Here is a 9328-nt window from a genome sequence, read left to right as displayed (position 1 = left end):
ATGGTCGCGCGCCTCGCAATCCTGCTCTACGCCATCGTGAGCTATGGAATATTCACCATTTCATTTCTCTACGCGCTCGGTTTCGTCGGCAATTATGTCGTGCCGAAGTCAATTGACATCGGCGGCTCCGCGAATTTGGGCGAGGCCATCGTCGTCAACCTGCTGCTGATGAGCCTGTTCGCAGTCCAGCACAGCGTCATGGCACGCGCATCCTTCAAACGATGGTTGACCCAATTCATTCCCGCCGCCTGCGAGCGCAGCACCTATGTGCTGCTCTCCAGCCTGATCCTGCTGCTGCTGTTCTGGCAATGGCGTCCAATCCCGACGCCGATCTGGCAAACGAGCGGAATTGCGGCCGGGCTGCTGATCGGCGTGCACTGGTTCGGCTGGCTGCTCGCGTTCGCCTCAACCCACATGATCGATCATTTCGATCTGTTCGGCCTGCGCCAGGCTTTCGTCGCGCTCCGCGGCGCCGAAATGCCCGATCAATCCTTCAAGACCCCGCTGCTGTACAAGATCGTGCGCCATCCGCTGATGCTGGGCTTCCTGCTCGCGTTCTGGGCCACGCCCGAGATGAGCGCCGGCCACCTTCTGTTTGCGCTCGCGAACACGGCCTACATCCTGGTCGCGCTGCAGTTCGAGGAACGGGATCTGATCGCCGTGTTTGGCGCGACCTACCTGGCGTATCGCCGGCGCGTTCCCATGCTGGTGCCGCGTCTCTTCGGTCGCCGCCGGACGGAAGAGCGCCCGTCGCCGCGGCCTGCCGGCGCGCCGCAATGAACGTCGTAACATGCCGCGCGCTCGCGGCCGCCCGAGCGCCCGATCCGGAGGCCGCGGACGCCGCCGCGTTCGCCGACACACTCGATGGGCTCGATGCCGGCCTCTTTCTCGTCGACGCGGACGGGCGGCTCATTCACGCCAATGTCGCCGGGCGAGCCGTGCTCGAAACATGCAACGTCCTGCTCGAGATCCGCGGGCAACTGATGGCCTGCGATCCCATCGTCAGCCAGACGTTGCGGCGCGTCTTCGCAGCGTGCGGCCTCGGCGATTCGGCTCTCGGCGCCGCCGGAATCGCACTCCCGATGGTCGGGTTGGACGGGCAGCGCCACGTCGCCCATGTCCTGCCGCTGACGTCAGGCCCGCGCCGGCGTGCGGGTGCCGGCTACAGCGCCGTCGCCGCCTTGTTCGTTCGCAAGGTGGCGCTGACAATCTCGCCCCGTTCGGAAGCGCTCCGTGACGCATTCAAATTGACGCCGACCGAACTGCGCGTCCTGCTCGCGATTGTCGAGCTCGGCGGCGTTCCCGAAGTGGCAGCAGCCCTTGGTGTTGCCACGACGACGATCAGGACGCATGTCCGCCGCCTGTTTGAAAAGACCGGCACCGCGCGACAGGCCGATTTCGTCAAGCTCGTCGCGGGATATGCGACGCCGCTGAGAGACATTGGAGGGTCACAATGAAAGCGGTTCTCTGCAGTTCGTTCACCGGACCCGATGATCTGCGCCTCGGTGAGATCGACGAGCCGAAGCCGGCCGGCGACCAGATTCTCATCGACGTCCATGCAGCCTCGGTGAGCTTCATGGACCACCTCCTGGTCTCGGGCCTCTACCAGATGCGGCCGCCGACGCCCTTCGTGCCCGGCACGGAGGCATCCGGTGTCGTGGTCGCAGTCGGCGACAAGGTCACGACATTCGCCCCCGGAGATCGCGTGGCGTGCAGCAGCTGGACCGGCGGCTACGCCGAACGGATGATCGCCAGGGAATCGAAGAGCGTGCATCTACCTGATGGCGTCGCGTTCGAAGCTGCGGCGACGGTGCTGCACAATTACGGCACGGCCTGGTATGCGCTGGTCGAGCGGGCCAAGGTGCGGCGCGGCGAGACCCTCTTGGTCACGGGCGCGGCCGGCGGGGTCGGCCTCGCCGCCGTCGATCTCGGCAGCCATCTCGGCCTTCGCGTCATCGCCGGTGTCGGTTCCGACGACAAAGCCGCTCTTGTGCGCGACTACGGCGCCAGCGAAACCGTCAACTATCGCAGCGAAGATCTGCGCGACCGCATCAAGTCGCTCACATCAGGAAACGGCATCGATGTCGGCTTCGACAATGTCGGCGGCGCCATCTTCGAGCAGATGGCACGGCTGATGGCATGGGGCGGACGGCTGATGCCGATCGGCTTCACCGGCGGCGAGATTCCACAAATCCCGATGAACCTGCCGCTTCTGAAAAACTATTCCATCCTCGGTGTCTTCGTCGGCGCCTGGGCGGAGAAATTTTCTGCAGAAGCCGCGCGCATGGACGACACGCTGATGCAATTGCTGGCTGGCGAAAAGATCCGCCCGCATATCGACCGCATCCTCCCTTTGGAGCAGGCCGGCGACGCCATGCGGGCCATAGCAAATCGCACGGTTCAGGGACGAATTGTGCTCAAGATCCGATAGAGTGCAGTGGCGACGGCAACAGAGGAAGGCAGCAATTGACAGCGATCATCATCGACAAGCGCTTTTGCGGTCCTCCCAACTCAGGCAATGGCGGCTACGTCTGCGGCCGGCTCGCCCGTCATATTCCCGGCGCCGTCGAGGTGACGCTGCGCGCGCCGCCTCCCCTGGACACGGCGCTCGCAGCCGTCGCAACGGATGGCGGCACATGGGAGCTGCGCGACGGCGCCAAAGTCGTCGCGACCGGGCGCACGACAAGCGTCGAGCTTGCGCGCATTGAGGCAGCCAGCTTCGAGGAAGCCCGCGCCGCCGAATTGCTGACGCCAGTCAAACCGCACGAGCATCCCCTTCCGACCTGCTTCGTCTGCGGACCCGCAAGAGCGAAGGGGGATGGCTTGCGCATCTTCGCCGGATCGCTCGCGCGTCACACCGCCGTTCTCGCGGCAAGCTGGACGCCCGATCCGAATCTGGCCGGCGAGGACGGCTTGGTCGCTCCGGAATTCCTCTGGTCGGCGCTCGATTGCCCCACCGGCTTTGCCTGCAATTGCGATCCCCAAAGCGGCAGCTACGACAGCACGCCGCTCCTGCTCGGACGGATGTCGGCACGGATCGAAGCCCGCCCGCACCCCGGCGACCACTGCATCATCACGGCATGGCCAACCGGCCGCGACGGCCGCAAGCGCACGGCCGAGGCAGCGCTCCACGATGAAGCGGGCAGATTGCTGGCCGTTGCGAAGACGACATGGATTGCAGTCGATCGCGACGTGCAGCTCGGGCGCGGATGATGTTCGTAGGGTCGGCAAAGGCGCGCAACGCCGCTTTGCCCTGCCCAAAAAACTACACCGATGTCTTCGAGAACCCGGCCGCCAGATGATCGATCAGCGCGCGAACAGCCCGCGGCAGGCCTCGTCGAGTCGTGAAGACGAGATGCACCATGCCGCGGTGACCGCGCCATTCCGAGAGTACATGGACGAGCTTGCCTTGTCCGAGTGCCTCCCTGCAGAGGTGATCGGGCAGAAGCGCAATGCCGAGGCCCGCGACCGCCGCATCACGCACGGCACTGAAGTCACCGCACCCCATGCGCGGTTCGTGTTTGACGACACGAGCGCGCCCGTCATCCGTCTCGAGATGCCACTCGACCATGATGTCCTCGTCTGATGTCGCCAGCGTCGGAAGCGTGCTCACATCATCCAGAGTTCGCAACCGGCTCGCCAATTGCGGACTGGCGACGAGAATGCGCGTGGACGTGCCCAGCGAGCGCATGGTGAGCGCAGCATCGCCCACAAGGACGGAGCGGACGCGCAGAGCCACGTCGATCCGCTCTTCGATCAGGTCGACCGGCCGATCGATGGCGACCAGTTGCAGGCGCACCTTGGGGTACCGGATCAGGAAGCTCGACACGAGCCCGGACATCTCCGCGACCATGCCGGTCGGGCAGCTGAAACGAATGCGTCCGTGCGGTTCGGCTTGCGCTTGCGTCACCAGTGCCTCGGCCTGCTCGGCCTCCGCCAGGATCGCACGGCAGCGTTCGTAGAAGGCTTGCCCTACTTCGGTGACGCGAAAGCGCCGGCTCGATCGCTCGATCAGGCGCAGGCCCAGGCGCTCCTCGAGCCCGGCAATCCGCCGGCTGAGCTTCGACTTAGGTTCGCGCAGGGCCCTTCCCGCGGCGGCAAAGCCGCCATGCCCCACCACTTCGGCAAAATAGGCAAAGTCGTTCAGATCGGCCTTCATTGTTCCTCCTATAGAACGCTGTGTACCATATCTGACGTCTAGTCGCATCATCGTTCCATTGGCATCTAGGACGGGCAAGGGCGATTTGGCCCAAATGCTTCCAAAGGAGACGGACGATGACGGACAGGTTCAACAACAAGGTCGTGGTGGTGACCGGCGGCACGAGCGGCATCGGTCTTGCGACCGCCAAGGCTTTTGCGGCCGAGGGCGCCTCGGTGTTCATCACCGGCCGCCGCCAGGACGCGCTGAACGCGGCCGTGAAGTCGATCGGCGGGCGCGTGACGGGGGTACAGGGCGATATGGCTGTGCTCGCCGACATCGACCGGCTCTACGATGCCGTTCAGAAGAAGCACCAGCACATCGACGCGATCTTCGCCAATGCAGGTGGCGGCGAGTTCGCACCGCTCGGCGCGATCACCGAGGAGCACTATCAGCGCACGTTCGACACCAACGTGAAGGGCGTCCTCTTCACAGTCCAGAAGGCGCTGCCCTTGCTCCGCGATGGCGCCTCGATCGTTTTGACCGCATCGACGACCAGCGTTTCAGGAACACCCGCGTTCAGTGTCTATTCGGCGACCAAGGCCGCGGTGCGCAATTTCGCACGCAGCTGGATCCTCGACCTCAAGGATCGGCACATCCGCGTCAACGTCGTCAGCCCCGGCGTTACCGAGACGCCCGGCCTGAACCATCTGTTCGGCGCCGGTGAGCAGGCCGAAGGCACCAAGACCTATCTCGCCGGACTGATCCCGGCCGGTCGCGTCGGCCAGCCCGAAGAGATCGCCAAGGCCGTGCTGTTCCTGGCCTCTGACGAAGCCAGCTTCGTCAACGGCGTCGAGCTCTTCGTCGACGGCGGTCAGACGCAGATCTGACGCAATTCGCAGGGTGGGCAAAGGCGCAAGGCGCCGTGCCCACCATCCGCAATGGTGGGCACGCTGTCGCTTTGCCCACCCTACAAGGCCAGTGCATTTTGGAGACAGACCATGACCCGGACAAATGAATCGGCGGACCGCATCCACGAGCTGCTTCACCGCAACCTTCAAGAGGTTTTCGGCGAGGGCGATGCCAAGCGCCGTCGTGCCGCCATCGACGAGCTCTGGACGGAGACCCCCGTCCTGTACGTCCCGCCAGGCATCATCGTCGGCCGGGACGCGATCGACGAATTCGCCGGCGATCTGCGCGCGACGCATCCCCACTTCGTCTACACGCCCACAGGCGCGCCGCAGGCACTTCACAACGCCGGGCGGCTGGCCTGGACATCGGGCCCGCGCGGCGAAGCGCCTGATTATACCGGGTGGGACGTCATCATCGTGGAGGACGGCAGGATCGCTGCGCTCTACGTGTTTCTCGACCAGCCGGGCAAGTGAAGGCTGGCCAAGCGACTGGTTCGTAGGGTGGATTAGCGAAGCGTAATCCACCCTGCTTCAGCGAATGCGGGACGAAGTTGATGGATTACGCCTTCGGCTAATCCACCCTACGAGACCTACGAAGCTTGCTCGATCATCCCCTGCAACCTCACCAGCTCCGCCTCGAGGTCCCGCTCCACATCCGCAGCCCGGATCTCCAACACCCGATAGTCCCGCGCCTCCAGCCACGAGCGTCGCCCTGCGCGGTCCGCCGCGATGGTTTCGCCTTCGCCCGGGTTGACCAGCTCGATCGCGATCCGGTGCGGGAAGGAAACAAAATCCGGGATGTGGCGGCCGACCGGGGTCTGGCGCTTGAACCCTCCTGCGAAACGGCGATCGCGCGTGAGCGCCTGCCAGAGCAGGCGCTCGGCGTCGGTCGGGTTGCGGCGGAGCAGGCGCGCGAGGCCGCGCACGGTCGAGCCGCTGTCGTGGACGCCGCCGCCCTGCCCGTGCTCGGCCAGCAGCGCGCGCAGGCGCGTGGCCTGCTCGCCGTCGAGGACGCCGCCCTTGGCCGGGCCCTTGCGCCCTTCCGCGATCGCCATGACGACGCCATGCAGGGTGTGCATGTCCTGCTTGGTCGGCTCCATCCGGCTGAAGATGTTGCGCAGGTTGACCAGCATGGTGTCGCGCTTCTCGGCCGGGCGCAAAAACTCGACCCGGTCGAGCTCGCGGATGAGATTGTCGAAGAATGCCTGCATCTGATGCTGCGAGGCCCGCTCGGAGCGCTCCGGCATGGCATGCGGCAGCGCGCCCGAGGTCGCCCGCTTGAACCATTCGTAGCCGACCAGCAGCACGGCCTGGGCGAGATTGAGCGAGGCAAAGCCCGGATTGACCGGGAAGGTGATGATCCGGTTGGAGAGCCCGACCTCCTCGTTGGTCAGCCCCCAGCGCTCCCGGCCGAACAGGATACCGGCCTTGCCGCCGCTCGCGACGTGCCCGGCGATCTCGCCGGCCGCGGCTTCGGGCCCCACCACCGGCTTGGCCTGATCGTGGGGACGAGCTGTGGTGGCGAACAGCAGGTCGATATCGGCGACCGCCTCTTCGACCGTGCCGAACAGTTCGACCTTTTCCAGAATGTGGTCGGCGCCGGCCGCGGCGCGCTGGGCGGCGATGTTGGGCCAGCCGTCGCGGGGGTTGACGATGCGCAAGGCGCCCAGCGCGAAATTGCCCATGGCGCGCGCACACATGCCGATGTTCTCGCCGAGCTGCGGCTCGACCAGGATCACGATGGGTCCGTCGAGGGACAGGCCCGCCTTGCTCTTGTCAGTCCCCGACATCTCGTTTCGCTTTCACTCTGGTCTCAAGGCCTTGGGAAGGCCTTCTTCAGGAATTGATTCAAAGCCGGCCTCGCCTCGATCCGGGGGTCGGCCGTCTGCTCGCCTGTCGTTTGCCTGTCCTGACGAAATTCTCAAGGGAAATAACGGGTTGGATTCGGTTTTTGAATCTCGCCTGAAACTTCAGCCCCACCCCTGCCGCCGGCGGCCATCCCGCCCCCCATCTGTGGAAGCTGGATGAGCTAAAAGTGCATAATCACTTGGCTTTCGCCCGCTGCTATCAGGTGCTAAGAGGCGGCGGATATTCCAGTTGGCGCCGGCGGCGCCGTTCCAAGAAGGCTTTCCCGATCATGGCAAAAATCAAGGTGTCCCAACCCGTCGTCGAACTCGATGGCGACGAGATGACCCGGATCATCTGGCAGTACATCAAGGACAAGCTGATCAACCCCTACCTCGATGTCGAGCTGCTCTATTTCGACCTGGGCATGGAATACCGCGACCAGACCAACGATCAGGTCACGATCGACGCCGCCGAAGCGATCAAGAAGGTCGGCGTCGGCGTCAAGTGCGCCACCATCACCCCGGACGAGGCCCGGGTGAAGGAGTTCAACCTCAAGCAGATGTGGAAGTCGCCGAACGGCACCATCCGCAACATCCTCGGCGGCGTGATCTTCCGCGAACCGATCATCTGCAAGAACGTGCCGCGCCTGGTTCCCGGCTGGACCAAGCCGATCATCATCGGCCGCCACGCCTATGGCGACCAGTACCGCGCCACCGACATCAAGTTCCCGGGCAAGGGCACGCTGACGATGAAGTTCGTCGGCGAGGACGGCACCGTCATCGAGAAGGAAGTGTTCAAGACCCCGGGCGCCGGCGTCGCGATGCAGATGTACAATCTCGACGATTCCATCATCGACTTCGCCCGCGCCTCGCTGAACTACGGCCTGCTGCGCAACTACCCGGTCTACCTCTCGACCAAGAACACGATCATGAAGGTCTATGACGGCCGCTTCAAGGACATCTTCCAGGACGTCTACGAGCGCGAATTCAAGAAGGAGTTCGATGCCAAGGGCCTGACCTACGAGCACCGCCTGATCGACGACATGGTGGCCTCGGCGCTGAAATGGTCCGGCGGCTACGTCTGGGCCTGCAAGAACTACGACGGCGACGTGCAGTCCGACACGGTCGCGCAGGGCTACGGGTCGCTCGGCCTGATGACCTCGGTGCTGCTCACCCCCGACGGCAAGACCGTGGAAGCGGAAGCTGCCCACGGCACGGTGACCCGCCACTACCGCGAGCACCAGAAGGGCAAGGAGACCTCGACCAACTCGATCGCGTCGATCTTCGCCTGGACCCGTGGCCTCGCCCACCGCGCCAAGCTCGACAACAATGCCGAGCTCGCCAAGTTCGCGAACACGCTGGAGAAGGTCTGCGTCGACACCGTCGAGGAAGGCTACATGACCAAGGACCTCGCGCTCCTGGTCGGCGCCGACCAGCGCTGGCTCTCGACCACCGGCTTCCTCGACAAGGTTGCGGAAAACCTCACGAAGGCGTTGGCGGCGTAAGTCGTCCGCAATTTCGCCTGACTGGGCCAGACATCATCACGGGCCGCGCGGCAAGCGCGGCCCGTTTCTTTTGGACCATTGCGAGGAGATGCGACCATGTCGATCAAGTTTGCCGTCCCCTGCCTGACGTTGCTCATCGCCATGGCGGCCCCCGCAGCCGCTGCGGAGCCCGAACCGGCTGAGGCCGCCCGCGGGCAACTGAAGCTCAGCCTGCCGGAGGCCATCCGGGCTCCTGGCGAGCAGCTCGTCACGGTCCTCAACGCCGAAGGTGCTCAGGTCTATGAATGCAAGGCGGCCGCCGACGGCAAGCTCGCCTGGACCTTTCGCGAGCCGATCGCAACTCTGCTCTCCGAAGGAAAGACTGTCGGGCGACACTATGCCGGACCAAACTGGGAAGCTGCCGATGGCAGCGCCGTCGTCGGCAAGGCGATCGGCAATGCGCCGGGCACCACCGCGGCCGACATTCCCTGGCTTAAGCTCGAAGTGACTGCCCACCGCGGCAGCGGCATGCTCACGCCCGTCACCACGGTCCAGCGCATCAGCACCCATGGCGGCAAGCTGGACGGTGCCTGCGATAAAGCCGGAGAGTTCAGGAGCGTGCCCTACTCGGCCGTCTACGTCTTCCTGAAGAAGGGCTGACCGATGCTCTTCATGGTGATCGAACGCTTCAAAGACCGCGATCCCATCCCGGTCTATCGCCGCGTCCGCGACGAGGGCGTCAAGTTTCCGGAAGGCCTCAAATATCACGGCAGCTGGATCGAGCCGAATTTCGACCGCTGCTTCCAGCTGATGGAATGCGACGACGCCCGCCTGCTGCAGGAATGGGTGCTGAACTGCCAGGGCCACGGCATGACCTTCGAGATCGTGCCCGTTGTGCCCAGCAAGGAGACGCGCGAGGTCGTGGCGCCCTTCCTCGACAAGGCGTGA

The 9328-nt window shown here is 64.7% G+C and carries 11 protein-coding genes; 9 read left to right on the top strand and 2 right to left on the bottom strand.

Annotation, left to right across the window (positions count from 1 at the left end):
* From mddA to PMI42_RS34455, 4 genes are read left to right on the top strand one after another with little or no spacing between them, the layout of a single operon-like run.
* On the top strand, positions 1–780 hold the full coding sequence (mddA, locus tag PMI42_RS34470; protein ID WP_008143861.1) for a methanethiol S-methyltransferase: 780 nt from the start codon (positions 1–3) through the stop codon (positions 778–780).
* Complete coding sequence (locus tag PMI42_RS34465) at positions 777–1457, top strand: helix-turn-helix transcriptional regulator (RefSeq protein ID WP_008143859.1); 681 nt, start codon at positions 777–779, stop codon at positions 1455–1457. The genes mddA and PMI42_RS34465 overlap by 4 nt, the downstream gene beginning before the upstream one ends.
* Entirely contained in the window at positions 1454–2431 is a 978-nt protein-coding gene (locus PMI42_RS34460) for an NADPH:quinone oxidoreductase family protein (protein WP_008143858.1), read from the top strand. The genes PMI42_RS34465 and PMI42_RS34460 overlap by 4 nt, the downstream gene beginning before the upstream one ends.
* Before the next feature lie 35 nt (positions 2432–2466).
* The gene (locus PMI42_RS34455) at positions 2467–3213 is read left to right on the top strand and encodes a hotdog family protein (RefSeq protein ID WP_008143856.1); all 747 of its coding nucleotides are present in this window, start codon (positions 2467–2469) and stop codon (positions 3211–3213) included.
* Between the two features lie 52 nt (positions 3214–3265).
* Here PMI42_RS34455 and PMI42_RS34450 read toward each other — a convergent pair whose 3' ends face one another.
* A complete protein-coding gene (locus tag PMI42_RS34450; protein WP_008143851.1) occupies positions 3266–4159 on the bottom strand; it encodes a LysR family transcriptional regulator in 894 nt (297 codons plus the stop codon).
* Positions 4160–4275: 116 nt separating this feature from the next.
* Between PMI42_RS34450 and PMI42_RS34445 the strand changes: the two genes are divergently transcribed.
* Together PMI42_RS34445 and PMI42_RS34440 are read left to right on the top strand one after the other, a co-directional pair.
* A complete protein-coding gene (locus PMI42_RS34445; RefSeq protein WP_008143849.1) occupies positions 4276–5028 on the top strand; it encodes an SDR family NAD(P)-dependent oxidoreductase in 753 nt (250 codons plus the stop codon).
* A gap of 111 nt (positions 5029–5139) precedes the next feature.
* On the top strand, positions 5140–5523 hold the full coding sequence (locus PMI42_RS34440) for a nuclear transport factor 2 family protein (RefSeq protein WP_008143847.1): 384 nt from the start codon (positions 5140–5142) through the stop codon (positions 5521–5523).
* A gap of 116 nt (positions 5524–5639) precedes the next feature.
* Here PMI42_RS34440 and PMI42_RS34435 read toward each other — a convergent pair whose 3' ends face one another.
* Positions 5640–6839: a TrmJ/YjtD family RNA methyltransferase gene (locus tag PMI42_RS34435; protein WP_008143845.1), complete on the bottom strand. Its 1200-nt coding sequence runs from the start codon at positions 6837–6839 to the stop codon at positions 5640–5642.
* A 347-nt stretch (positions 6840–7186) separates the two neighbouring features.
* Here PMI42_RS34435 and PMI42_RS34430 point away from each other — a divergent pair, with 347 nt between their 5' ends.
* The 3 genes from PMI42_RS34430 to PMI42_RS34420 all read left to right on the top strand — a co-directional run bounded on the left by PMI42_RS34430 (position 7187) and on the right by PMI42_RS34420 (position 9328).
* A complete protein-coding gene (locus PMI42_RS34430; RefSeq protein ID WP_008143843.1) occupies positions 7187–8401 on the top strand; it encodes an NADP-dependent isocitrate dehydrogenase in 1215 nt (404 codons plus the stop codon).
* 96 nt (positions 8402–8497) lie between these two features.
* The gene (locus tag PMI42_RS34425; RefSeq protein WP_008143840.1) at positions 8498–9040 is read left to right on the top strand and encodes a DUF3455 domain-containing protein; all 543 of its coding nucleotides are present in this window, start codon (positions 8498–8500) and stop codon (positions 9038–9040) included.
* 3 nt (positions 9041–9043) lie between these two features.
* Positions 9044–9328, top strand: a complete 285-nt coding sequence (locus PMI42_RS34420; RefSeq protein ID WP_008143839.1) for a DUF3303 domain-containing protein — start codon at positions 9044–9046, stop codon at positions 9326–9328.

The sequence above is a fragment of the Bradyrhizobium sp. YR681 genome (assembly GCF_000282615.1).
GTDB lineage: Bacteria > Pseudomonadota > Alphaproteobacteria > Rhizobiales > Xanthobacteraceae > Bradyrhizobium.
Note: the sequence above shows the minus strand (reverse complement) of the source record. Positions and strands in the feature narration are given on the sequence as shown.

Bases quoted from the DNA above. Each gene is read 5' to 3' on its own strand.
- PMI42_RS34425 (WP_008143840.1), top strand. From the start codon at position 8,498: ATGTCGATCAAGTTTGCCGTCCCCTGCCTGACGTTGCTCATCGCCATG.
- PMI42_RS34440 (WP_008143847.1), top strand. From the start codon at position 5,140: ATGACCCGGACAAATGAATCGGCGGACCGCATCCACGAGCTGCTTCAC.
- PMI42_RS34435 (WP_008143845.1), bottom strand. From the start codon at position 6,839: ATGTCGGGGACTGACAAGAGCAAGGCGGGCCTGTCCCTCGACGGACCC.
- PMI42_RS34460 (WP_008143858.1), top strand. From the start codon at position 1,454: ATGAAAGCGGTTCTCTGCAGTTCGTTCACCGGACCCGATGATCTGCGC.
- PMI42_RS34465 (WP_008143859.1), top strand. From the start codon at position 777: ATGAACGTCGTAACATGCCGCGCGCTCGCGGCCGCCCGAGCGCCCGAT.
- mddA (WP_008143861.1), top strand. From the start codon at position 1: ATGGTCGCGCGCCTCGCAATCCTGCTCTACGCCATCGTGAGCTATGGA.
- PMI42_RS34445 (WP_008143849.1), top strand. From the start codon at position 4,276: ATGACGGACAGGTTCAACAACAAGGTCGTGGTGGTGACCGGCGGCACG.
- PMI42_RS34420 (WP_008143839.1), top strand. From the start codon at position 9,044: ATGCTCTTCATGGTGATCGAACGCTTCAAAGACCGCGATCCCATCCCG.
- PMI42_RS34450 (WP_008143851.1), bottom strand. From the start codon at position 4,159: ATGAAGGCCGATCTGAACGACTTTGCCTATTTTGCCGAAGTGGTGGGG.
- PMI42_RS34430 (WP_008143843.1), top strand. From the start codon at position 7,187: ATGGCAAAAATCAAGGTGTCCCAACCCGTCGTCGAACTCGATGGCGAC.